The 23324-nt window shown below is 45.2% G+C and carries 22 protein-coding genes and 1 tRNA gene; 10 read left to right on the forward strand and 13 right to left on the reverse strand.

Annotation, left to right across the window (positions count from 1 at the left end; genetic code table 11):
• The first annotated feature begins 12 nt into the window (after nt 1–12).
• A complete protein-coding gene (locus BC351_RS15640) occupies nt 13–2247 on the forward strand; it encodes a helix-turn-helix transcriptional regulator (protein ID WP_079413645.1) in 2235 nt (744 codons plus the stop codon).
• Nucleotides 2248–2331: 84 nt separating this feature from the next.
• Here BC351_RS15640 and BC351_RS15645 read toward each other — a convergent pair whose 3' ends face one another.
• The 4 genes from BC351_RS15645 to BC351_RS15665 all read right to left on the reverse strand — a co-directional run bounded on the left by BC351_RS15645 (nt 2332) and on the right by BC351_RS15665 (nt 10032).
• A complete protein-coding gene (locus tag BC351_RS15645) occupies nt 2332–3918 on the reverse strand; it encodes an extracellular solute-binding protein (RefSeq protein WP_079413647.1) in 1587 nt (528 codons plus the stop codon).
• Nucleotides 3919–3991: 73 nt separating this feature from the next.
• Nucleotides 3992–4879 carry a carbohydrate ABC transporter permease gene (locus BC351_RS15650; RefSeq protein WP_079413649.1) on the reverse strand — a complete coding sequence of 296 codons (888 nt, stop codon included), beginning with the start codon at nt 4877–4879 and terminating at the stop codon, nt 3992–3994.
• Between the two features lie 64 nt (nt 4880–4943).
• Nucleotides 4944–5915 (reverse strand): ABC transporter permease, encoded by a 972-nt coding sequence (locus BC351_RS15655; protein WP_079413651.1) that lies wholly within the window; start codon nt 5913–5915, stop codon nt 4944–4946.
• A gap of 1411 nt (nt 5916–7326) precedes the next feature.
• Nucleotides 7327–10032, reverse strand: coding sequence for an adenosylcobalamin-dependent ribonucleoside-diphosphate reductase (locus tag BC351_RS15665; protein ID WP_079413655.1), 2706 nt, complete (start codon nt 10030–10032; stop codon nt 7327–7329).
• A 369-nt stretch (nt 10033–10401) separates the two neighbouring features.
• Here BC351_RS15665 and dat point away from each other — a divergent pair, with 369 nt between their 5' ends.
• Nucleotides 10402–11229 carry a D-amino-acid transaminase gene (dat, locus tag BC351_RS15670; protein ID WP_079413657.1) on the forward strand — a complete coding sequence of 276 codons (828 nt, stop codon included), beginning with the start codon at nt 10402–10404 and terminating at the stop codon, nt 11227–11229.
• A 65-nt stretch (nt 11230–11294) separates the two neighbouring features.
• On the opposite strand, the gene BC351_RS15675 is transcribed toward dat, so the two are convergent.
• Nucleotides 11295–12134: a lipoate--protein ligase family protein gene (locus BC351_RS15675; RefSeq protein ID WP_079413659.1), complete on the reverse strand. Its 840-nt coding sequence runs from the start codon at nt 12132–12134 to the stop codon at nt 11295–11297.
• 375 nt (nt 12135–12509) lie between these two features.
• Between BC351_RS15675 and BC351_RS15680 the strand changes: the two genes are divergently transcribed.
• The 3 genes from BC351_RS15680 to BC351_RS15690 all read left to right on the forward strand — a co-directional run bounded on the left by BC351_RS15680 (nt 12510) and on the right by BC351_RS15690 (nt 16407).
• Complete coding sequence (locus tag BC351_RS15680) at nt 12510–14303, forward strand: DEAD/DEAH box helicase (protein ID WP_079413661.1); 1794 nt, start codon at nt 12510–12512, stop codon at nt 14301–14303.
• Nucleotides 14300–15331, forward strand: a complete 1032-nt coding sequence (locus BC351_RS15685; RefSeq protein ID WP_079413663.1) for a YqhG family protein — start codon at nt 14300–14302, stop codon at nt 15329–15331. The genes BC351_RS15680 and BC351_RS15685 overlap by 4 nt, the downstream gene beginning before the upstream one ends.
• Nucleotides 15332–15447: 116 nt before the next feature.
• On the forward strand, nt 15448–16407 hold the full coding sequence (locus tag BC351_RS15690; RefSeq protein ID WP_079413665.1) for a hypothetical protein: 960 nt from the start codon (nt 15448–15450) through the stop codon (nt 16405–16407).
• Between the two features lie 386 nt (nt 16408–16793).
• Here BC351_RS15690 and BC351_RS15700 read toward each other — a convergent pair whose 3' ends face one another.
• On the reverse strand, nt 16794–16985 hold the full coding sequence (locus BC351_RS15700) for a YqzE family protein (RefSeq protein ID WP_079413669.1): 192 nt from the start codon (nt 16983–16985) through the stop codon (nt 16794–16796).
• 76 nt (nt 16986–17061) lie between these two features.
• On the reverse strand, nt 17062–17256 hold the full coding sequence (locus tag BC351_RS15705; protein WP_079413671.1) for a hypothetical protein: 195 nt from the start codon (nt 17254–17256) through the stop codon (nt 17062–17064).
• A gap of 252 nt (nt 17257–17508) precedes the next feature.
• On the opposite strand from BC351_RS15705, the gene BC351_RS15715 reads away from it, so the two are divergent.
• Nucleotides 17509–17694 carry a hypothetical protein gene (locus BC351_RS15715; protein ID WP_079413675.1) on the forward strand — a complete coding sequence of 62 codons (186 nt, stop codon included), beginning with the start codon at nt 17509–17511 and terminating at the stop codon, nt 17692–17694.
• A 72-nt stretch (nt 17695–17766) separates the two neighbouring features.
• On the opposite strand, the gene BC351_RS15720 is transcribed toward BC351_RS15715, so the two are convergent.
• The 3 genes from BC351_RS15720 to BC351_RS15730 form a co-directional block, all read right to left on the reverse strand.
• Nucleotides 17767–18420 (reverse strand): Bax inhibitor-1/YccA family protein, encoded by a 654-nt coding sequence (locus BC351_RS15720; protein WP_079413677.1) that lies wholly within the window; start codon nt 18418–18420, stop codon nt 17767–17769.
• Between the two features lie 89 nt (nt 18421–18509).
• The gene (locus BC351_RS15725; protein WP_158082105.1) at nt 18510–19328 is read right to left on the reverse strand and encodes a DUF695 domain-containing protein; all 819 of its coding nucleotides are present in this window, start codon (nt 19326–19328) and stop codon (nt 18510–18512) included.
• A gap of 207 nt (nt 19329–19535) precedes the next feature.
• Nucleotides 19536–19886, reverse strand: coding sequence for a winged helix-turn-helix transcriptional regulator (locus tag BC351_RS15730; RefSeq protein WP_079413681.1), 351 nt, complete (start codon nt 19884–19886; stop codon nt 19536–19538).
• 104 nt (nt 19887–19990) lie between these two features.
• Between BC351_RS15730 and BC351_RS15735 the strand changes: the two genes are divergently transcribed.
• The 3 genes from BC351_RS15735 (at nt 19991) to BC351_RS15745 (ending at nt 21666) form a co-directional block, all read left to right on the forward strand.
• A complete protein-coding gene (locus BC351_RS15735; RefSeq protein ID WP_079413683.1) occupies nt 19991–20848 on the forward strand; it encodes an arginase family protein in 858 nt (285 codons plus the stop codon).
• Between the two features lie 187 nt (nt 20849–21035).
• Complete coding sequence (locus BC351_RS15740; protein WP_079413685.1) at nt 21036–21296, forward strand: hypothetical protein; 261 nt, start codon at nt 21036–21038, stop codon at nt 21294–21296.
• Nucleotides 21277–21666 carry a retroviral-like aspartic protease family protein gene (locus tag BC351_RS15745; protein ID WP_079413687.1) on the forward strand — a complete coding sequence of 130 codons (390 nt, stop codon included), beginning with the start codon at nt 21277–21279 and terminating at the stop codon, nt 21664–21666. Before BC351_RS15740 ends, BC351_RS15745 begins: the two co-directional genes overlap by 20 nt.
• Nucleotides 21667–21745: 79 nt before the next feature.
• Here BC351_RS15745 and BC351_RS15750 read toward each other — a convergent pair.
• Nucleotides 21746–21829: transfer RNA gene (locus BC351_RS15750), tRNA-Leu, on the reverse strand.
• A gap of 123 nt (nt 21830–21952) precedes the next feature.
• Between BC351_RS15750 and BC351_RS15755 the strand changes: the two genes are divergently transcribed.
• The gene (locus tag BC351_RS15755; protein WP_079413689.1) at nt 21953–22132 is read left to right on the forward strand and encodes a hypothetical protein; all 180 of its coding nucleotides are present in this window, start codon (nt 21953–21955) and stop codon (nt 22130–22132) included.
• 34 nt (nt 22133–22166) lie between these two features.
• Here the strand turns inward: BC351_RS15755 and BC351_RS15760 are convergent, their stop codons facing one another.
• Both BC351_RS15760 and BC351_RS15765 read right to left on the reverse strand, forming a co-directional pair.
• Nucleotides 22167–22931, reverse strand: coding sequence for an adenosylcobinamide amidohydrolase (locus tag BC351_RS15760; protein ID WP_079413691.1), 765 nt, complete (start codon nt 22929–22931; stop codon nt 22167–22169).
• Nucleotides 22921–23184: a hypothetical protein gene (locus BC351_RS15765; RefSeq protein WP_079413693.1), complete on the reverse strand. Its 264-nt coding sequence runs from the start codon at nt 23182–23184 to the stop codon at nt 22921–22923. The genes BC351_RS15760 and BC351_RS15765 overlap by 11 nt, the downstream gene beginning before the upstream one ends.
• Nucleotides 23185–23324: the final 140 nt, after the last annotated feature.

Genomic DNA, 23324 nt, shown 5'->3' on the forward strand with positions numbered 1-23324 from the left:
CAGGTGAGGCATATGCCCAATCATAAATTCCCATTAAAAGCGTTGTTCAAACTTAGGCTCAAAGAGAAAACCTCCTCTTTATTCATCCGATTATTCGTCAGTTTTCTAATCATAATTGCTCTATTGGTTTCGTTTATTTTATTTTCCGTCGTCTACTACAGGGGAGGGATTAAAGATGAGATCATTAAATACAATACACTCAGCTTGCAAAAAACAACCGAAAACTATGAGAATCTAATAGCTGTCATTCATAGTTCCGTTCTAGCCGTTTCACTAGAACTAGAGGAAGTGCAAAGTCCGTCCATTAATTATATGAACGCGCTTTCTACGATGCAGAAGCTCCGACTAGTGATGTCCAATCGACAATTATACTTGGAAAATATATTGTTGATGTTTCAGAATTCTGGCTATACGCTTGAAAAAGGCCGTGGGACTGATGTCAACACCATGTTCGATCGCTATTACAATAGCAAGGATTACAACACCTCTTTCTGGAACGATCAATATGCTTTACCGTACAAATTCCAAGTACTACCTGCTTCTTCGTTTGCTGAGTCCGATTCTACAGGACGAATGGGTGAACGGACGTTACTGCCCATTGTCGTCAAGAATGAACAGCTTCCGAACTTTTATTTAATCGCTATGGTCGAGGCAGACACCATTTACGCCCAACTGCATCAGACCCTCGACGACCAGTTTTATATCATAAATGAAGCTGATCAACCCATGTATCATTCTCCAGGCGCTAATCAAGTCTCATTACCCAAATTCAAATATCATTCAGGTTATATGATTAAGGATAATATCTACTACTTCTATAAAAAAGGCGCGAGCGGACTAACTTATATTCATGTGGTTCCAGATAACACAATCTCGAGTCAGGTGCGTTGGAATTTCTCATTTGTGTTGTTGCTCATCCTCACCATTGCTATTAGCCTGATTGCTTCCTTCCTGTTTAGTGTTCGACTCAACACACCTGTTAAGCGGATTATTGAAGGGATTCAGAAGTGGAATACCCATCCACTTTGGGAGAGTGGAATCAAGGAATTTAATATCATCCATCACAAAATAAGTGACATCCTCAAATCAAACCAGGATATGCATCAGGATATGTCAGAGAAAGAGTCTCTGCTGCGGTACTACGCTTATTCCAATGTATTAAAGAAGATACGTCATCAGCATGGTGATAGCACACCTTGGCTTCCATCGGATCGTCCCTTTGTTCTGGTATTGTTTAAAGTCAATTACAAAGCTAATCTGTATCGTTTGGAGGTAGATGAGGAACGCGCAACGGTTTTTATCAGAGAATATATCAATCGGATTATTGCGGAGACCTTCTCGGATTCCTTGACCTTCCAGATGGAAAATGATCAAATCCTGTCTATTATTTTCACAGAAATCACTGATCCGAATATCAACCATACACTTAAACAAATTAATCACATGATGGAAGCAGAACGGGAGTATTGCTTCCTTACGATCACGGCTTCAGGTGGTACCGAGGATTGGAATGAAGCGTATCAAAGTGGGCTTGAACAGCTTAAAAAGAGGAAGTTCGATGATGAAACTCAGATTATCGTGGATACTGAGCTGCAAGCTGCGAATATTCGATTAACACAAGCGCAAGAAGAGGAACTAGATGCCAATCTATACAACGGGAACGATGATGTTGTTCTCCTATTGGTCAGACGAGTGCTCGCTAGAATAAGAAAAAGTAATGAGAGCACGCAAAGTGTCCATCAATTCGCTGAATCCATCTTGCTTCATACACAAAGAAATCTTCAGCAGCGTAATATCGACCACACGTTTCTCCGTCAGACTTTCGCTGAATTGCAGAACTGTCATACTTATGAGCAACTTGACACACTTTTGTCCTCTGATATTAAGAGATCAGCCCTGCTTGTCAGGGAACTCAAAGATAAGCGAGACCACATTATTCACTACGTGTATGAGTATCTTGAGAATAACTATGACAAGGATATCACCTTGGATATCATGGCAGATAAGCTGCATATCACCCGCAGTTACTTGTCTACATATTTCAAAGAAAAGACGGGTACTAACTTTGTTGATTATGTCAATTCAGTTCGAATCGATAAAGCGAAGAAGCTGCTGCTTAATCCAGACATTCGTATTCAAGATATTGCACAGTTTGCAGGCTACCAGAACATTAACTCCTTTAACCGCATGTTCAAGAAATCCACAGGCTTCACGCCCAGTGAATTTCGCAGAAATGAACAACAGTAAGCTTTCTCTGTATAACGCAGCATCGTCCAAAAACCGTCCGATCTAATCATCGGACGGTTCATTGCGCGCTTTAATGAGATGAGCTTATTTCCACTCGCCCTTGATCCCAGACGTCTGTAACACCTTATTGACATCGTCGATCATTTCTTTACCACCCTTTTTCATATATTCGTCAACCATCTTGCTCCAGTTGGAAACCGGCTCCTGCCCAACGATCATTTTCGTTTGCCATTCCTGAGTAATCAAGCTCAACTCTGCTCCCTTGGATGCGAAAACCTCTGAATAAATGCGATCTACAGGATTAATATAAAACTTAGTATTCTTTAACAATTCAACAGCAGAATTCACGAAGCTCTTGGCAAATGGATTCATCAATACTTTCCCAGGTTCATTTGCCTCATCATTTGGTGCCCAGCCACTTATACCACTAAAATACCCTGTAGGCCGCTTTTCCACGGTTGAAATGTCGATTAATGGAAGTCCATCCACCATCTTATACCCTATGCCTCCCCCTCCATTTGCCCAATCGAACTCAGCATTCTGGGGGTTACGATTGTCAACAGGTATGAAGGTACGGAAATAGTCTTGCATTTGCAGAATTCGGTTAATTTTATCGGCATCGCTCTTTATCTTAGCATTCAACATGGTCAGCGTATAATATCCGGAAAGCGCCATATATCCTTGTCCACCATCTGCTTGTTTGAAAGCTGGAATAACGGCAAGTTCAGCAGTTGGTATTAGTTCCTTCATACTCTTGAGAAGATCTTCAGGAGTCCCAATAGGCTGCTCATACCAAATCCCGTATTTACCAGCATAGAAGTCTTTACGGATGTCTACATTCTTAGAGATTGCCCAATCCTTGTGAATCGCTCCCTCTTTGTACAAGTCCGCGAGAAATTGCGTCTGCTGCTTGAACCCTTCCGATATAATACCTGGGATTAATTGTCCTTGCTCGTTTTTGTTATACCATCCCGAATCCCACGCAGCACCCATTTGGGCTCCATAAACGATCTGCTTAGACAATCCAAAGCCATAGGTATCGTTTTTGCCATTCTTATCTGGGTCATCCTTCGTGAATGCGATTGCCACTTTCTTTAATTCATCATAGGTAGTTGGCATCTTAAGACCTAGATTATCTAGCCAATCTTTACGAATAATGGGTTTCTTTCCATATTTCGCAGGGAAGTATTGCGGAATCGCATAAATTTTTCCGTCTACAGTAACAGCATCCCACACACTTTTGGGAACCAATTTCAACGAGGGATACTTGTCGATGTATTCATTTAATGGAAGGAACGCACCTTGCTTCGCCCATTTGAAAAAATTCGCATCTGGGCTCTCCATTCCGATGACATCAGCCAAATCCCCAGCAGCCATAACGACCGGTAATTTGCTGCCATATTCATCGAAAGGGACATACTGCGGCTTGTATTCCACATTAAATTTTTCGTTGATTTTCTTCAAACCGTCGCCTGTTGCACCAGGAATTTGAGGCGACCATGTGCCCTCGATGGAAGTAACCGTAATTTTCTTGGCTGTCGTCGAATTTGCTGATGGGGTTGAAGATGATGTAGCAGCGCTTGATTCAGGCTGCTCCTTCGTGCCCGATGTGCAAGCGGCCAAGCTTGAAGCTAAACTCACGGTAAGTCCTAACGCTAGTATTTTTTTCATTTAAGTAAATCCTCCTCATATTCATTGTCAACTCTTCTTTATGACACCCTTACATTCTGATCGCTAGACACCTTCAACCTTTCACAGAACCAAGCATCACCCCTTTCGCAAAATGCTTTTGCAGAAAGGGATATACGATTAAGATCGGCAAGGTCGCTAACAAAATGGCTGCCATTCCAATCGTCTCTGCGGGAGGAAGTTGGCCTGATCTAGCAGCGTCACGAGCCGCTGAGCCCAGGGAATTCGTCGCGTCGCCCAGAACCACTATTTGCCTCAGAATGACTTGTACTGTCCATTTGGCAGGATCATTCAGATATAAGATAGCCGTGAAATACGTGTTCCAATGGGCTACCGCGTAGAACAATCCGAACGTGGCGAACGCTGGCTTGGATAAGGGAACTACGATTTTCGTGAAAATCTGCATGTCGTTGGCACCATCAATTAATGCCGCTTCATACAGTTCACTCGGAATATTGAGGAAGAACTGGCGCATGACAATAAGGTTAAACGAATTGATGGCACCGGGAATAATGAGTGCCCAATAACTATTAATGAGCCCTGTAGCTTGGACCATCAAATAAGTTGGAATCATGCCTGCATTGAATATGAAGGTGAACAGTACTAAAAACAAGTATACTTTTTCTCCCCATATATTTCGAGTTATCGCATAGGCCATCGTTGCTGTCAAAATTAAATTGACAAGACTCCCAATTATGGTGATGTAGATGGTTACACCGATCGAGTGAATAAACGCTTTGGATTCGAGGATGTATGCGTACGCATCTATAACCCATCTCTCTGGCCATATGATGAGCTCGCTAAGCGCGTATTCTTGATAGGAAACAAAGGAGACTACGAAGATGTAGTAAAAAGGAAAAAGCATAATCAGGGCTAACAGGCTCAGCGCAACGATATTGATGATATCCGCCGACCGTCCCGACATCGATTTCTGTTGATTCATAGATGGACACCTGCCTTTTTATATAAGTAAAGCGCTTGGAGCAAAACATAGACTTTCTTGTAGGTCAAAAAACTCCCTCGTCTCCAAACTTCTTGGCAACACGATTCGCAACTAGGATTAGAATTAATCCAATCACACTCTTGAATAAGCCAACCGCCGTACCAAAGCTAAAATCCGCCTTTTGAATACCTTTGAAATAAACGAAAGTATCCAATACATTCCCAACATCCATCGTAAATGGATTTAACATCAGGAATACCTGCTCAAAGCCTGAATCCAATACAGTGCCAAGACGGAGGATGAACAAGATAATGATGGTGCTGCGTAAGGCTGGTAACGTAATATGCCAAATCTGACGCCATCGGTTTGCTCCATCCACGACCGCTGCTTCGTATAAGGCTGGATTAATACCCGATAACGTAGCCAAGAATATGATCGTTCCCCAACCAGCCTCTTTCCAAATAACCTCCAAAATGATCAAAGGCATGAACCATCCTGGCTGCTGGAGAAATGAGATCGGCTCCATGCCGAACAACGGGTCTAGAACCCGATTAACCATTCCCTCCGTCTTGAGGAATATGGTTACAATTCCGATGACGACAACCCAGGATAAGAAATGAGGTAAATAAATAATGGATTGCACGATGCGCTTAAACAGCTCATTCTTGATCTCATTAAGCATAATTGCCAGAATAATTGGAACTGGAAACGCGAATGCAATTTGTAAAAGAGACAATAAAAGTGTGTTCCACAATACACGGATAACTTCCTGATCGCTAAATATCGTCTTGAAATGTTTCAATCCTACCCAATCACTGTTTAAGAACCCGCGGAACGGACTATAATCTTGGAAAGCAATGATATTTCCTAGCATAGGGACATACCGGTATATGATGAAATAAAGCAGTCCTGGCATTAGGAGTAGGAATAAGTATCGCTCTCTCCACAAGCGGTCCTTCAGTTTCCTGCCTTTTCTAGATACTATCAGCTTAGGAACCGCTGCTGTTTGAACAGTCGTTCCATTCGTTGTTTTCATGATGTCCCTACACGCCTTTCCTGCAGAATATGTCTGAGTGCGCTTACAATAATAATAACTTTCTCAGACCACCCATCCTCTTGCTCCATCTCAACATCTTTTGGGTTGAATCGATGTCTAGGCTGCTTGTTTACATTCATATCGGTGAACTCTCACTCCTTTATACCTTCACCTTATCGGAATTAGTAGGAGCTGAACATCATCGGTATTCTAATTAATTCACCGTTTTTACGAAAACCATAATAATGATGAGTAGTGAACATATTGATGATAATTGGATGATGGTTAAAAATTGGCGTTTCGACGTATCCGTACATGACATGTAACGTATTTATGTTAAAGTATAGGTAAGCTGCATCACGAGCAAGCTGCGCTTAGGGTGAAAAGGATGTGAAGACTTGTGAGGGATGATATCATCTCTTCTCTGCTGGAAACAGCCGAATTGAAAATTTTGACGTTCGATATCCATCACCGTAATGAGATGAACTATCGGAACAAAGTACTTCAAGAATTTTATATGATGACTTATGTGGGAGATTGCCCTCACATGGAAGCGCCACCTTGCTTAACATGTAACGGAGGAAGCCCATGTAAGGATTTAGCTATCGGCTTCTCTGAATTGGACGTACCTATACAATCATGCAGACATTCGGCAGCGGATCGACTCCTTGCGCCAGCAGCAGTCCGAAACACCTACTCAAAAGCAAATAAAGCGCGAGATAAATGATTCCAGCAAGGATGCAATCTTCGAAACGTTAAAACGCAAAATCAAGGCACTGGAGAGCGAAAGCTCATTCCGTTCGTTCTTACCGAAGTAACGTGACGGTTGTCCAGCACCACATTCAAGTGTTTGTCCACGAGGTCGTTCCCCTTCCGTTCGCCAGATGTTTGGTCAACTGGTTACTTCCGTACTATGAGAACGTCTGAATTCTCCACCATGACTACAACTTCGGCAAAGCCTTATATGTAACCATCCTGATTTTTTTCCCAGGGAAGTGGAGAATCTCACGGGGTCATCGCATCTTCCTTCTAAACATACCCAGCACCTTCACATGATAAGTCATTGTCATTCGTCTGGTTCATTAGATGACAATTTTTTTCTTTAGACTTCCCGTTTTTATCGCACAGTCGCCGACTTACCCTGCCGCTGCGTGCTTCACGCTTTCGCATTTGGGTCTGCTCATCCGCCTACGGATCTCTCGATTTTCCTCATCTCCTTCAGACAAGTACCTCGCGATATTGCTGAGGAAGGACTTTCACCTTCGAGAAAATAACTTTCCAAACTCTCGACTCGTATTTACCAAGGTAACGTCATCGTCGCTTGTATTCGTTTACTCATAACTCTTTTGCGCAAAAGTTGCGACTGCCCGTCGCACAACAAAGGGGCCCCACAACAAGGGCCCCCCTCAACCTAATTACACCTGCTATACCCACAGTTGATGCAATTCTTACACCCTTCGCTGTTCACCAGCGAAGCCGATCCGCACGCCGTGCACAAGTCCTTCGACGCCACGCTGGACGCGTGGGCGCTCGGACTCGGGCCCGTCGGCGCTGCCGCAGCTGCTGGAGCTGGCGCATCCAGCACCTCGCTCGTCGCGGTTACGTAGTTCCGCGCGTCGTCTTGCTCGTTCATCACTTCGTCGTGCTGCTCGAGCGCTTTGGCAACGGCATCGGCGATGGACTCGACGCGATTCGTGCCGAAGCCAATCGCGCCGGAGCCGCCGATGCCTTTCAAGTGCTTCACGAGCAGCTTGACTTTGTCCCCATGATCGCCATAACGCAGGAACAGCGAGCACACGCGCCCCAGTGCTTCGGACATGGCGAACACATCGGAGCCGGCTTTGCCTACGTTGAGGAAAATCTCGCTCGGCGCACCGTTCATATCATTAATGGTAATATACGCCATGCCAAACGGGGTGTTGACTTTATACGTAGCCCCACGCAAGATTTGCGGTCGGCGCTTGTATTGCTTGTCAAAGACCTGCTCTGTTCTAGCATCCATCTCCAAGGCAACAGCTGCTTCTTCTTTTTTCTCTTGGATTTTTTCTTCGCTTTTTTCTTCGTTCTTCTCTTCGCTATTTTCTTGGCTTTTCTCTTCGTTCTTCTCTAAGCTGTTCTCTTGTCGCTTCTCTTCGCTATTCTCATTTCTCTCGGACGTCTCTTCGGTCTTCTCGCCCTTTTTATCCGAACTCGTGCTCAAAACCTGCACATCGCGGCTTCCATCCCGATAGATCGTTACACCCTTGCAACCAAGATCAAAGGCCAATTCATATAAACGAGTCGTATCTTCCACTGTGAAATCAGCCGGACAGTTCGCGGTTTTGGAGATGGAGCTATCCACCCAAGTCTGGATAGCAGCCTGCGCCCGAATATGATCCTCCGCACTCAGAGACATCGCTGTGACGAAATAATCAGGCAGCTCTTGATCTGGATGCTCATCTTTCCACTGCTGGGCAATCGGCACATATTGCTTGTCGAAGCCCAATCGGCTTTGGCGATAATATTCAAAGGCAAAATAAGGTTCAATTCCCGTCGATGTCCCCACCATCGTTCCGGTACTGCCGGTAGGTGCTTGAGTGATCACGGTAACGTTGCGCATCCCCTGTATCTTAATGGCTTCGCCAACCTCAGGAAATACTTTGGTCATGTTTTTCATAAAGCCGCTTTCTAGGAATTTATCTGCAATAAAAGCTTTGAAAGAGCCTTTTTCACTGGCAATTTCCGCTGAGGCAAGATACGCTTCCTTGGCCATGAAGCTATATATTTTATCAAGAAACACGAGTGATTCCGGACTGCCATAACGGATTTTCAATTTAATCATCAGCTCAGCAAGTCCCATGGAGCCTAGACCTACGCGGCGTTCACTTTGTTGATTTACCCGATTTTCTTCGAAATGGTAGGGCGTCTTGTCAATCACGTTATCAAGAAAACGCGTCGAATAACGAACAACTGTGGCCAAATCCGCCCAATCCACATCATGCTTCTGCTCATCATAAAACTTCGAAAGATTTATCGCAGATAAGTTGCAAACGCCCCAAGCCGGCAGGCCCTGCTCCCCACATGGATTCGTACAAATGATAGGGTTAAAATACCAGCTATTGGACATCTGGTTGTAGTATTCCAAGAAGACGACACCGGGTTCAGCCGATTTCCAAGCTGACTCCATAATCGTGTGCCAGACTTCGCGTGCTTTGACAGTTCGATAAGGCTTAACGGTTTTGCCTAGCTTTTTCCATGCATCTAAATTGCCGTCCCATTTGTCGTTATAATCAGGGTCTGTTGTATCCGGGAAGACCAGCTCCCAATCCAGGTCCTCCTTCACAGCTTTCATAAAGCCATTGCTGACGCAAACGGATAAATTCGCGTTCGTGATTTGGCCCATTGTGGATTTCACGGTAATGAAATCTTCAAGATCCGGATGCCAGTCATTGATCATCAGCATTAAAGCGCCTCTACGGCTCCCGCCTTGTTCAATTAAACCAGTGGTATAGCTGAATAGCCCGCCCCAAGACACCGCTCCACTGGAAGAGCCATTAACCCCTTTCACCACAGATCGTCGTGGTCGCAGCGAGGACAAATTGATGCCTACGCCACCGCCGCGCGACATAATTTCTGTCATTTCCGTCAATGTACTCATAATGCCCCCACGACTATCGTGAGGAGAAGGAATAACATAGCAGTTAAAGAGCGTTAATTCATCACTGGCATCTGCACCAGCAGCAATCCGCCCTCCAGGCACAAGCTTCCAATCATCTAAAATATATCTGAATTTATCAGTCCATTCTGCACGTTTCTCAGGCGTAGCCTCCACCGAAGCCATCGCCCCTGCCAAACGGTCCCACATTTCTTCCGGTGTTTTTTCTATATTGAGCGTAAGCTTCTCGACTGATGAGGCTACGGTTTCGCCGCTGCGAGTCTTCACTTTCACGATGTTTCCTTCTCGGCTGATGATTTCCCCCACTTCTTTGGCGGGGAACTTAGGATCATCCTTCGTCAGTACGAGAACGGTATCTCCCACTTTGGCAAGGCTCGTATCCGCATTTTTCAGTGCATAACGGTCCAAAAATATTTTCTCACTTAACCCATCCAGCTTGTTGTTTGACTTTGCAATCCCCATTACGACTACCTCCTAATAAGCTACAAATTCAACCGCGATTAAAATGATGATTCCACTAAGAAGTTTATGTAAAATCACAACATATGGTGTCAGATAACCATTATACAACACTATATATTGATCATCTAACAGCTAATCAACCAAATTCCTCGCTAAATACAAGCCTTTATCTAATTATCTGATTGTTGCTTGGAAATGCTCTTTATTTCACATGAATACCTAGAAAATCACCGGTTTCATTCTATGAATCCAGCTTTCGGTGCCGCACATTTTGACGATGAGGAATTCCTCTGCTAACCTATAGATAGGATACCACAATGTTGGATTTATTAGAACATTTGTTCCTTTTTATTTTAAGGAGATGATGACATGTATTTTTATAAAAATCAGTTCTTGCCCAAGAATGATATACATATCTCGCCGGATGATCGTGGCTACTATTTCGGAGACGGCATTTACGAGGTATTCCGAGTTTATCAGGGTACTCTCTACGAGCAAGAAGCCCACATGCAAAGGCTGCAAAGATCAGCTTCCGAGGTTCGCATTGAGCTGCCCTATTCAATCGACAAGATTGGTGAAATCCTGACTGAACTTATTCACAAAAACGCGCTTGTCGAAGGAACGGTTTATGTGCAAATCACCCGTGGCGAGGCGCCTCGCGCACATCCTTTTCCAGCACAGGCTGAGCCGGTTCTCTTAGCCTACTGCACAACAGTCCCAAGACCTGTCGCTGCCATGCAGCAAGGCATTCAGGCAATCACGCTTGCGGATATTCGCTGGCTCCGATGTGATCTCAAAACATTGAATTTACTGCCTAATACGATGGCTAAGCAAGCCGCACTCGATCATGGCGTACAAGAAGTCGTTCTTCATCGAGACGGAATCGTAACTGAATGCAGTGCCTCGAACATCATGATGATTAAGGACAATGTGCTTTACACGCATCCTGCCAACCATTTGATTTTGCATGGCATCACACGAGCAGTCGTATTACGATTAGCTCAATCTCTCGAAATTAACGTCAAAGAGCAAGCTTTTACAACAGAGCAGCTGCTGTTGGCTGACGAAGCGTTTATCACAGGAACAACTGTGGAGATAACACCCATCCTTCAGATCGATGGAAAACCAATTGCTAACGGATCTCCCGGCCCACTTACGCAAACTTTGCAGCGTGAATTCGAGCGCACGTTTGCTTAACTTCTTATTTCCACAAAAAAGAACCTTGGAAACCATTGTGGTGGATTCTAAGGTTCTTTTTCTCGTTATCTACGCAAATTCCATTCCTCTGTGCCGTATTTCTCACGAACCAATTGATCGCTTAACTCCAGTTCATAGGGTGTCAATGTCGACTCGACAAGCTCTACGCCCAATCCCAGCGCTATTTCACGACGAAAAGCTTCTTCCACCTGACGCAACGTTACCGGCTCTTTTCCCCCAGCTTGAAGCAAATCATTAATGGCAACAGCTTTCTTAAGAAAGCTTTGTTTCATGCGATCTGCTACTTTGTCATTGGAGAATCGCAGCATGCGGAATAGTTGGTCCGTGTCCATATCCAGTAGGATGGAGCCGTGCTGGAGCACGACATTTTTCTGCCTCACCTGCGCGCTCCCAGCTACTTTGCGTCCTTCAACGACCAGCTCATACCAAGAAGGGGAGTCGAAGCATGCGGCTGATCCTGCCGAAGCATATTTCTCCTTCTCCTCATCACTGGCCAACTGCACCATCTCAGCGCCAAGGCCAAGCGCACGAAATCCCTGCAAAAGCCCCTCGCTCAGCACACGGTAAGCTTCTGTCACATTCCGGGGAATTCCCGGATAATCCTCTGCAACAATGATGCTGTACGTCAGCTCTTTGTCGTGCAGTACCGCTCTGCCTCCGGTTGGACGTCTGACGAAACCAATCCCCTCTTTGGCTACAGCTTCTTGGTCTACTTCTGCCGCCTTTTGGAAATAACCAATCGAAAGCGTTGCCGGATTCCATCCGTAGAAACGCACTGTAGGAGGCACCTTCCCCTCACTGTGCGCAGTCAGTATTGCTTCATCCAATGCCATATTTTCAGCAGGAGAACGATCTCCTGTATGTATAAATCGCCATGCCGTCATCTCCGTCGGTCACCCTTTCTTACCACAATAGAAAGTATAAGTTTTCGGTTCCCGAAAACGTCTTTCTATTTGGCGATAAAACCTACCTCTAAACGCGGTCGCTCATCCTTGAATGGCCTCGATAGAGGTTTTCTCACATTACAATCCAAAGACAAGCTATATCATACCATAAATTCATCCTCACTTACGAAATCCAGGACGTTATCTGCGAGATGCAAGTTAAGGCGGTGAGTAAAACTCTTACATGGAAAAAGTTATGAAAGCCCTTCTTCTGGACATACTAACACGTATTCGGCAGCGATTTGCTGATTTCAAGTCATCTTTCCTAGCATTTCTTTAAGTTTTCTCATTCCCAGCTTTCAGGAGGGCACATCCATGCGACAACATGAACAGCAAGAGAACATTCGCCCTATTCATCATCAGCTCGACATGCACTTTGAGAGGGACTCGTTAACTGAACTGGATCATCGTGTGCGTGGAGGAGGTCCATGGGACGACTGGACGCTATATCAGCTAGCTTACGAATCGGAAGAATCGGGGCTTATTTCTACTTTTGACGAAATGCAGTGTCTTGTTCATCTCGGACAGCTGGAGCCGATGGCTCACCAGATTGATACCGCGAAGCGTGTGCTTAATGAAATGCGGGGCCGCGCCATTTTGGCCGATGAAGTGGGATTAGGGAAAACGATTGAGGCTGGTTTAATTTTAAAAGAATACATGATCCGCGGCTTGGTCCGCAAAACGCTTATTCTGGTCCCCGCTTCCCTCGTGCTTCAGTGGGTCCGGGAATTAAATTCCAAATTCGGCATACCTGCCGTCGCTCACAAAAAAGCGTATATGTGGCAGCAAAGCGACATCATTGTGGCCTCCATGGATACGGCTAAGCGGGACCCGCACCGCGAAATTGTGATGGGTCTTGAATATGACATGCTCATCGTGGATGAAGCCCACAAACTCAAAAATAAAAAAACAACCAATTATACTTTCGTGAACGAGCTGCGCAAAAAGTATTGCCTGCTCTTAACCGCAACACCGGTGCAGAACGATTTGAAAGAGTTATATAACCTAATTACACTGCTGAAACCAGGTCAACTCGGCATTCAAAGCAGCTTCAAGTCCAATTATGTCGTTGGCAAAAGAACACCCAAAAACGAGGTTCAGCTTCAGCAAGAGCTATCCAAGGTCATGATTCGCAACCGTCGGGGAGACGGCGGTGTTCACTACACCAAACGTGTTGTCAAAAATATTCCGCTCACGTTATCTCATGATGAACAAGCGCTCTATGATGGGGTCACGAACTTCGTACGCAGTCGGTATGAGGAAAGCGCAGGCGATTTGAGCAGCATGCTCTCGCTCATTACACTGCAGCGCGAAGTCTGCAGCTCCAGAGACGCTGTCTTCATTACGCTTGTTAACTTGTTTAAGAAAACTGCCGAGGATTCTCCGGTACGGCCCAAAATATGGGAGCTCGTTGAGCTCATCCGCAGTATTAAAGCCAATACCAAAGCGGAAACCACGATGAAGCTTGTTCAAGATATTAACGACAAGGTCATCATTTTCACGGAGTACCGCGCTTCCCAGGAATATTTGCTCAATTATTTAAAAGAACACAAGATCACGGCTGTCCCTTATCGAGGCGGTATGAATCGCGGCAAGAAGGATTGGATGATGGATTTATTCCGTAATCGCGTTCAAGTACTTGTTGCTACAGAAGCCGGTGGCGAGGGAATCAACCTCCAGTTTTGCCATAACATGATTAACTTCGATTTGCCTTGGAACCCTATGCGGGTAGAACAACGGATTGGACGCGTGCACCGTCTGGGGCAGCAGCATGATGTCAATATTTATAATTTGTCTACGAACAATACGATTGAAGAACACATTCTTTCCTTGCTGCATGAGAAAATCAACATGTTTGAAATGGTGATCGGGCAGTTGGACACGATCTTGGAGAAGATCGAGAAGAAAGGTTCGCTTGAAACATCCCTTTTCCGGATGGTCATGGAATCGCGATCCAAAGACGATATTCGCAAAAAGATGGATCAACTGGCGGATACCATTATCGAAGTCAAATCGGAAGTGGAAGAAAATGACCCTTTGCAGGGAATTGCCTTTCAAGGCATTCTGAACGCCGCGAGCGGCTCAGAGATCGGTGAGGTACGTCCATGAACAAGCGAAATATTCATACATTCGTATTGCGTTTTCTGGAAGCCTATAATTGCACAATTATCGAGAAGTCTCCTGCGTATGTCACAGCGAAGCTCTCCCCGGAAGCAGATCGAGAGATGACAGGACGCCCCTATTATTGGAGCTTTGTAGAACGTACTGGGGCTCCGGCAGAAACCATGACGTACAAATTCATCTTCGATCCAGAACAGATGAAGCTCGAAGCCAAGCCGAAGGCGGCGGCGACCGCGACGGCGACGGCGACCGCGACGGCGACGGCGACCGCTGTCAAACCTCCGCCAGCAGCAGGGCCGCCTGCCTCTGGCGGCAGCCCCATGCCGGGGGCTCCTGATGGGAGCTCGGACAGCATTCTTGGCCGCTACTTTGGCTTCGTACCCACGACAATAACAACGCGTGTTCCTCAGGATGAAGTTACTTTCGGGAGCAGGCGGTTGGATCAGATCTTCACAATTGTACGGGAACGAGGGAAATTCGTCCATTTGTTCGAGGAGCCTTTCCCGACCGGGGCAACTTATCATGCAGCACTCGTCTACGATACCTGGCTCTGCTTGAATTACAAGGTTGAACTTGCTTGCGATCGTAAACGAAGCGAAATTCATTCCCTTGCGATCCAGCTGAATAGCGGCGAGATTCGCGAGCATTTTCATAAACAATTGCTCACCAAAAGCCTTTCGCCAAAACTGCCTGCGAACAGTCATATTTTGCCCGATACGATCTCCTTGTCGAAAGCCGTGAACGCCCTAGAAATGACACTGGAGCGTAAAATCAGCGCCTATGATCACAGCTGGGCAGACGAAGCGAATGAGCAGCATCGCAGTGAAATCGACCGCGTAGAGTCTTACTATAACGGTCTTTTGCTAGGTGCAGAGCCGGAGCAGCGCGATGAAATTGAAGCCCAATGCCGCAATCGGCTGCAAGAAATCGACTGGCAGCATAAACCGCGCATTGCCGTTTCTGTCATCAATTGCGGATTGTTTCACCTGAATGCAGGGCGTACACCCAGGAACTGACGCATGTCGCTAAAACATCGCATAATTACGGTTCCAGGTTCTAACAATCTTTTTATAGCATAAGCATTACAATAGATTCATACAATTGAGAGTTTGGCGATAGGTGGGTGAACGGATTGGCACGTTGGATCATTTGGACAACCGCTTGCTTGATTAGTGTTAGCAGTTTACTTGTTATTCCCCTTCAAAGCTCTGCGGGTGAGAGTCTGGATCAGATGGCTCGGAGCAGCCTTACCCAGACCGCAAAAGAAACGATCGCTGGAAGCTCCGCGGCTAAACCACTTCCAGATTTGCGAAGCGAAACAACATTAACTGCCTCCATAAACAACTGGCGTGCTGTCCTCGCAAGGGAAGCCGGATTCGAAAGCTGGCAGTCGGCCGTTTGGAGCAGCTTCCCGCTTGGTCCCGGCACCCATGGCTGGGGCGTTATACTCACAGATCATGGACGAGAAGTTGGCTATATGATTGTGCATGCAACAGAGAACGGCTCCTTCCGACTCACCGAGTATGGCACAGGCGATCATCCGCTATTCAGCTTGAACACGCTGTATCGTTCCTTGGTACAGCAGGAACTCATTCCAGCTACTATCCCTTATTCCGCTTTTGTGCAAAATGAAACGATACAATTAAACCGATTATATATGAATGCTCTAACCGCTGTATGGAAAGTCAAGATCCACAACCAGGCTTATTATTTCGACGCCAAATCCGGTGAGCTTCTTCCGCTTAAAGAAGATCCTTCACCCAAGCTTACGAATCTACCCATAACGGAATCCATCTTAAAAGGGCCTGCGACTACCGTCCAGCACCCTTCCTTCGATCCCTATGATCGTCTGCCTTGGGTTCAAGGTACTCCCTTGCCCCTTACCCAACCGAAGCAGCTTCAGGATGCACTCGGTCAATCGGACAAGCTAACTTATGTGACAGAATTGTATGACGGTCAAGTTACACTCCCACTTGCCATACTAGGCTACCAGCAATGGGAATCCGGTGAAGCTTACCTGACCTTGGATCATGAAGGCTACCGTTATGTACAGCTTAAGGATGCGTTGACGCAAGGTCATGTATATCGTTAAAAAGCGGCTGACCCGCAGCCATTAGTAGCTACTGCGCAAACCTATAAGCAAAGACGGACGCTCACCGGTTTAGAAACCTGCGTAAATGCAGGCTTTTTCGGTCAAATCGTGTGAAAACAGAGAAAGCCTGCGAAAGTGCAGGCTTTTTCAGCTTTTCCACCCTGGAATTGAGAAAAGCTAGCTAAAGGATGCATAATCGCAGGCTTTTCACTCTTTTGCTCATTCCCAAGACGAAAAGGATGCACAATCGCAGGAAATATGCCGCTTGGCAGGGAAAATCCTCCCAAAGATGAAAGGGCTGTCCCCGAGTAGATTTATCTACTACTAGGACAACCCATTCGTCTTTCTCCACGGTAGCTAGAAGTCTCGCCATTGCCTTGCATGAATCATTTTTTCGGCTTGAACTGATCCATGAGCATACGAGCAGCAAGCGGCAGCATGCCGAACCACCGGGTCTGCCAACTCTCTCGCTGCTCTTTGCTGAGCGCTTTGGCGTGTTGGCGAACAGCTTTCGGGGTATCGATATACGTAACCACTTGCTGTGTTATGTACTTGACCAGCTCATCGCTTTTGGCCATACGACCACCTGCCTTTTCTCTCTATTTTAACCAGAGAGATTAACCCTTAAACGGATCGGCAGGTGGCTGCTGGGTATTAGCCGATTTTCCCGCCGCTTTCGGCGATAATTTTATCTGCAAATGTTTTGATCGTACCGCATCCAAGCAGCATCGGTTTGTTATCACATTGCAATAGCAAGACTTGACCCTGCATATCCCAGGAATACTGAAAACCGACATTCATGCCTACTACCGTAATCATGAATTTGCCTGAAGCTGAATTTGGAATCATAAAGCCTTGCTTCCTACCGACTTGTTGTAATGCTTTAAATACTGAAGCCGATATTCCTCTATACGTCCAAGTGCTGCAAGCCGCCATAAGGTCATCCCCTTTCTCCTCACTAGGATCCTTAAATTGTATGAAGCTAGCAGGCAAATCGTGCTTGTCCCCAAAAAAACGGTCGCCTCCTGCCGAAAGCTATACACTTCTAATCTCTTGATTTCTGCATATCCTAGACTAAATAGAGAGAAAGAGGTGCATAGCATGTGGGAAGAAGTGCTCCTTACCGATCAACTGCAGCTCCAAATGGATCCAACCCAGCGTGTACTTGAGCTCAAATTTAACCAACAGGAGGAAGCGGAAGCTGGCCGTATTCGTTTGAGCCATGCTGAACTTACCTTGCTCCTTCATAGCTTATTGGAAGTCAGCCGCAAATTTCGCGGCGATTAATGCAAAAAAGCACCTTCGATTCACACTGAAGTGTGAGTATCGAAAGTGCTTTTTTTATTCGACAACTAATGTCTAATCTCTGCTAATTCCCACGATAGAAGCAATAAAACGCAAGATGTACATAAACAGATTAATAAAGTCCAAGTAAATATTGAGTGCTGCCAGCGGAACTTCCTCTGAAGCTACACCATTGCGATATTGAGCCACATCATACAGAACCCAGCCGCTGAAAATTAAAATCCCAATCATCGACCAAACCAAATTAACCACGGAACCAAAACCTACGAACATGCCAATGACACTCATAAGTACGAGACCGATAGTTCCAGCGAATAGGAATCCGCCCAAAAAGCTGAAATCACGCTGCGAGCGATGCGCATAGAAAGCAAGACCGCCAAAGATTGCTGCTGTCGCGAAGAACGCGCCAGAAACAACTTGTGCTCCCAATTGGCTGCCGTACGCCATAATGACCGGATAAAGCGTTACACCGGAAATTGCTGTAAAAGCATAAAGGAAGCCGAATCCAATGTGTTTGCCGCGAATACGAATCACAATGGCTGCAACCAGCATCACGACTTCTGCGATAATAAATAGCGGAATCATAGGGGCAGGTACAACCATAGCTCCGACTAGTGTCCCTAGAAATGAGACCAGAAGTGAAAGTGCAAACGTTTGAAGCACATGTGCGAAGCTGCCTGTAAGTGTTCCTGTGATTGTTCTTTCCATGGACTTGTCATCTCCTTTATCAAACATATACAAACTATACTATATATTATACCTAGCTTTCATGAAAACAGCTATACTAGGAATCTTCCTTATTTGAAAACGGCGAGCACTTTCTTCATCATCCGTTTGAAGTAAACACGTATTTTCGCAGGCAACTTAAGTACGAGCTGCGTTCCCCAACCATCATACGTGCCCCCCGACTCTGCTGCTAGAAGGAAAAGCTGTCTGGTTACCGTATTAACGGTCGGCACATCCAAAGCATGCTTCATACTCACATGCAGCACATGCATTTCTGTGCTTCCTCTCGTATCCAGTTTCGCAGCGATTACCTGGTAACCCAGTTGACCGACCTTTCTTTTCACTTCAATCAGTGGAGTGGCATCCGGGAAACGCAACCAGTGCTGTACTTCTCTCGCTATTTCCAATTTATCACCATGACGCTTCAAAGCATATACGATCTTAGCATTGCGCATCCACTGCTCTTCAAGCGGGGAAGGAAACATTTCCTTCAAATAAAAAAGCCAATCCGGATCATGCTGCATCCGAAAATAGTAGCGAAAGCTTGGGAAATCCGCCAGCATCCGCTTTAATTCCAGCTCGCCATCCCAGTCATCCTTCGCATAAAAGTGCATTTCCATTGTGTGATTGGCAGAAATACGACCCGCATACAGTGAAACTCCACGATCCTTCATGCGAGAAATGAGCTTATCCTCAAGAGAGTAGAACAACTGCTGTGCCTTCTGCTTATTACTGCCTGACAAATCCCACAGACTATACATATTAAAGACGATAGTAATAAGCTGACCATAGCCGAGGTAAGGCGCATTCGGCTTCAACGCGGTGTTCATAAAGATTAGAATCGGCTCCCGATCTCGATCACGCTCAAACAAATTCCAATCTTCCTCCATAGAATGCCCCCTTGCCCGCTCCGATCTTTTATCTATTATAAGGGGCATTGACCTTGGTTGCCTACCCTGCTTGCTTGTCCTCTATCGAGCAAAAATAATGGGCACCTTTTTCCCAAATTATTTCCTAGGAAATGTTCTGGCCTTTTCCTGTTGATCGTTTTTATTCCACCAAATGATAACTCCCATAAATGATGATACTCATGTTCATCAAGTTATCGGTGGGTTTTGGTTTTTTACTCCCCACTCACATAACTCTTCCAAAACGGGCAATAAGGTTTCCGCTTTCTTTGTGAGACTATATTCGACTTTAGGAGGGACTTGAGGGTATTCTGTCCGTTTCACCATGCCATCTGCTTCTAATTCTTTAAGTTGCGCGCTCAACATTTTATAAGTGATAACTCCTATCTGTCTTTTCAAATCATTAAAGCGAACCGGCCCGTTTTCAGCTAGGAGGTAAATAATAACCATTTTCCACTTTCCTCCAATAACCGATAACGTATAACCAAAAGGCGTATCTTGAATGTGCTTAACTTTACCTTTGAATTCAGCCATACTCATATTTACACTATCCTTTCTGGTAGTACCTATCCTTAAAGTGCGTACTGTTCTTTTGTATGTTTACATTCTATACTAACTTTACTTTAAGTAAAGGAGAGAAAAAAATGACGAAACAAACAATACGCTTACTAATGCCGCAATGGCAAGGAGGCAATAATCCTAACTACTCTTTTGGGGCCGAACTGCTCGCTTGGCTAGCTCCTGACAATGATCAGCCCCTTATTCATGTCCCCGTTCAAGCTTACGACGGAACTCCGCTTGAAAACGAGAACGGTACGTATGGAAGAAAACAGCTGCTTGAGCAATTAACAGCTGCTCATCATATCATTTCTGCTCATAAGCCGGATCGCATTGTCATGTTTGGTGGTGACTGCTTAGTCGAACAAGCTCCATTTGCCTATTTAAACGAGCGATACAGTGGGGAATTAGGTTTGGTTTGGATCGATGCTCACAGCGATTTAGCTAGAATTGTGGGGTATGACTATGGACATACATTGCCTCTCGGGAACCTTTTGGGGGAAGGAGATGAAGAGTTCGCTAAACATGTGAAAATTCCTCTAAAACCTGAAAATGTCTTTCTCGCGGGATTAGAAGCTCCAACAGAGCAAGATACTGAAATCATCCGAAGGCTGGGTATTAAAACTGCCGGAACTCAAGAGTTAATGAAAAGTACTGAATCTATCAAAGATTGGATTAAACAAAGCAACATTAAGCACCTTGCTATTCACCTTGATCTAGATGTGCTTGACCCGACGGCATTTCGTTCTTTATTATTCGCCAACCCTGAATTACCTTATGATTTCTCTGCTGCTGGAACCATGCAAATGTCCGGGCTTCTTAATCTGATTAAAGAGCTATCTGAAGAAACAGATGTCGTAGGATTAGGTATAACGGAGCATATGCCGTGGGATTCTATTAACTTGAAGAAACTGCTTGGAGAAATACCTATTTTAAATAAGTAGAGTCATAACAAATAAATCGCATAATAAATTTGAAAATCTATTGACGGATCTGAATGAAACCTCCTATAATTCCACATCATATGACTCCATATTTGAACCTCTTCTGTTAGTTCCGCGTAGACATGGCACAACCATAGCGTTGATGGTAATATTAGCTTATAAGCTCATCATTAGGAGGTCGTGCACGATGAACTGGAATGAAGTCCGCAAATTATACCCCGACCGCTTTGTAAAACTTCAAATTCTAAAATCCCACATTGCAAATCAAGTGCGGTATGTAGACGATATGGCCGTAATCCTGGCCTTTGATGACGAGAAGGAAGCAACCAGGGAATTGGTTCGAGCAAAAGATGACGTTCTCGTATATCATACGGGCAAAGAAAAGATCGAAATTCAAATCAAACAGTTGTTCGGATTCAGGGGTCAATATGACAAACATCGAGTATAGAGACGGGCTTTTGTTCACTTCAATGGAGATTTTCTTTCGAGGGAGATCAATTGTAGTTGAAAATATTGTTGTTGATACAGGAGCTGCCGAAACGATCATTTCCCCTGACGTTGTAGAGGAAATTGGTATTTTTGCTGAACTTGACGATTATGTACATTCTTTCTATGGCGTAGGCGGTAGCTTGCACAACTTTTTCTCCAAGCAGGTTGAAGAAATAAATCTTGGGCAAATGAGTCTCAGCAAGGTGGAATTAGATTTTGGAGTTATCGATCCTCAAGGAAACATCAATGGACTTCTCGGACTTGATATTCTTATGAAATTAAATGCTGTGATTGATTTGAAGCAACTGGCCTTAACTTTAGAGAAATAGCAGATGTAGAAACATATCAACATATTAACCGAAAAAACTAACCCTTCGATTAATTCGAAGGGTTTCACTTTAGTTATAATGCGATCAAGAGGACTCGAACCTCCACGGGGGTAAGCCCACACGGACCTGAACCGTGCGCGTCTGCCAATTCCGCCATGATCGCTTATTAGCTTTAACAAAAATTAATATAACATGGAAAATGAAAGCTCGTCAACGATACTTTTTTGCCAAACATGCATAAAACCTTCCCTCCTTCCTAACCCTATTGGCAAAGGAGGGATAATAGATGGATAAAGAAGAAATCAAAGCCTTGGAACCCAAATATACCGGTAATGAACGGCATCTGACGGAAGGCGAAGCTGAAGGCATTGTTCATGACCCCAACTTTAAAAAAGAAGATGAAGATGATTCCGGATTAGGCGAGCTTCAAGCTGGGGTTGCTTACGGTGTTTTCCGCAGAACATAATCGAAAACAGAACGCTCTACTCATCCTTACGGATTCAGTGGAGCGTTTTCTCGTACAAGTGCTTTTGGGCAAGAATCGCTTCATACACCGTTCTTCCGATCAAGTAGCCCAGCGAAGTGGCCGTCCCCGCATAACGATACGTCTGACCGCGGCCAGTTGCCGCTATAAGAACAGCATCCGTACTCGTTCCCGTAGCCGGGTGACCATCTACTTCTACGCCTAATGTTTGCAACGCGGCGCTTTTGGCTTCGGTCGCAGTTATCACAGCATTCACCATAGCGGCATCTGTTAAACAGCCATTGATCACAACAATCGTATTGATCGTTCCAGGATAGAGCGACGCAATGGGAAGAATTGCGCCGGCTCTTGCTTTATTCCCCAGTCCCACAGTCACCCATGAACAAACCTGCAGATGTTCCTGCTCTTGATCCTCCTGAAGAATCTCACTGGCAAGATGATCACCTTCCTGGTTTCCCCAGGCCAAAGCATGATACCCTACATCTTTCACGAATGCCGCAGTCAGCATGCCAGCTGTTTCTTGGGGATCGATTCCTTCCCGCAGGATAAAGGCGTCCATTTCCCCTAGGGGATCGGGCTCGTTGTAAAACTTGTCCACTTGTCTGTTCATAAGCCGCTTGTGGCTGCCATAACCGCCGCCCCATGGCGACGAATTCAAAGTCTGCAAAGGATGGTCGCTAGAAATTAGCAAATAATCGCCATAGTTCGAATTCACAAGCTCCATATGTATTCCCCGAATAGGGATTTTCTTCGCAAGCGAGTTATTCGACTTATTCGTCATCTTCCGACTCGCCGTCAGGTTCGATCAAATCTTGGGGAAGCATATATTCAGGAGGTCTCTCATCGCCATACGGCTGATACACATAACTTCGTGCCAGCTTAACAACTCGGCGATTTTTTTTGCGGATCAAAACACTCTCATCATCCCAAGCAACAACAATGCCACGAACGTCATTCCTTGGACTAACGTCTCTTATCACACGCAGCAGCGTACTATCTATTCGGTACTGATCTAATTGTTCTTCCGATATCATTCATCTTACCTCCAACACACCAATTTTACTCTTCTAGCATACACCAATTCCTGTTTTCTTCAAACTTTACATAAATCGAATTTACTTGGGTTACCTTAATCAAGACGTGACCACGCTACGCAATCGTATTCGCATGGGAG

Origin of the sequence: Paenibacillus ferrarius (assembly GCF_002027705.1) — a bacterium.
GTDB classification, from domain to species: Bacteria; Bacillota; Bacilli; order Paenibacillales; family NBRC-103111; genus Paenibacillus_E; species Paenibacillus_E ferrarius.